General features: G+C 30.7%; 2 protein-coding genes. Both read left to right on the top strand.

Going from position 1 to position 1,509, the window contains the following annotated elements; all coding sequences use genetic code 11:
• Window positions 1-151 precede the first annotated feature (151 nt).
• Complete coding sequence (locus DV872_RS26880) at window positions 152-325, top strand: hypothetical protein (RefSeq protein ID WP_171832189.1); 174 nt, start codon at window positions 152-154, stop codon at window positions 323-325.
• Entirely contained in the window at window positions 318-1,358 is a 1,041-nt protein-coding gene (locus DV872_RS26030; RefSeq protein ID WP_114632893.1) for an LPO_1073/Vpar_1526 family protein, read from the top strand. Before DV872_RS26880 ends, DV872_RS26030 begins: the two co-directional genes overlap by 8 nt.
• Window positions 1,359-1,509 lie beyond the last annotated feature (151 nt).

Below are 1,509 nucleotides of genomic sequence, written 5' to 3'. Positions count from 1 at the left end.
GTTCTATTGGCGTAGAGAGCATCTTCTTTTTTTTTCTGTCAACGACAGGAACTTCATAAAGTCTTCAAATAATACTTCATCCTGTCAAGTTTGTGAATAATCCGGAAACGTCAGCTGGCGGGGAACAATATAGACAAAAAAGGAGAATAATATGGATTGGTTTATTGGAAACTATAAATGGATCTTCAGTGGTATTGGTGTAGCTGCTATTAGCTTTTTTTTTATTAGGAAGTCTGTTATTCAGAAACAGAAATCAGGAAATAATTCAAAAAGTATTATGGCAGGAAGAGATATTACATATGTGAATAAGGATAATAATGATTAAGCAAACACAAAAATCTGGAGATCAATCAGAAAACATATCTGCTGGTCGAGATGTGGTTAAGGTTGGATTGTCTTTAGAAGAAGCAAGAACAGTCGCTATAGGTGTATATAATGAAAATATCTATAAACTTGTTGGTATCGCTCAAGATATTATAGAATCAAGAGTACATGATTTCACAGAAAAAGCATTAAATAGTATTATCTCTGAAAATCCTGAGAATTTAGTATCATTATGTGATCCTGATTTTCAAAGTGCATTTTATGAAGCACAAAAAACTTATGTTAAAAGTGGAAATGAGTCACTAGAACAGAATTTACTAATTCTTCTTAAGGATCGATCAAATAAAACTAATACTGATTTCCATAGAATTGTTTTAAATGAATCGATAAATACAGTTTCCAAATTAACAGATAGACAGTTAAATATCCTTTCAATTGTCTATTTTTTTGATTTTGCTAAGATGAATATACCTATAAACTTCGATATCTTTTGCCATGAGTTAGAAAAAATAGTTTTACCCTTAACAAGTAATATTATTGTGAATAGAAACGATTTTTTACATTTTGAATATACAGGGTGTGGATCAAGAAACCAATCAAGATACAATTTATTAAGTCTTATAATAGAATCATATAGAGGCTTATTTCTAAAAGGTGTTGAGCGAAGACATCAAAACGATATTTCATATTTAGAAGAAAATAATCTTATTATTCCATGCATTAACAATCCCGAATTAATTCAAATAAATGCACTTTCATTAGCAAATTTAAATACAAAACTTGAAGGTTTACCTTTTAGTGAGAATCAAAAACAAGCAGCAAGAAATTTTTTTAATAATACACATCAAATTGATTTACAAGAAATAAAAAATAGAATCATTTCAATAAAACCGTTTATGCTGAAAGTCTTTGATTTGTATGAACAGTTAGAACTAAACCAATTATTCTTAACTAGCATTGGAATTTCATTAGCAGCGAGTAATATAGAACGATTATCAGGAGTTAAGACAAATTTGGAAAAGGTACTACAATGAGCTATATAACGAGCTTTTGAAGCAGTCAGTCGGGATGTCATGATCCTTGGTGCGCCTTGAAGCGTACATTTTATATACCAGTGGGTGTAAGTCCCTCCCGGACAATTTTCCATTTATCCGGAAGTAATAAGGACAGCTGATTCCGTGAGGA

This window comes from Oceanispirochaeta sp. M1 (assembly GCF_003346715.1).
GTDB lineage: Bacteria > Spirochaetota > Spirochaetia > DSM-2461 > DSM-2461 > Oceanispirochaeta.
Note: the sequence above shows the minus strand (reverse complement) of the source record. Positions and strands in the feature narration are given on the sequence as shown.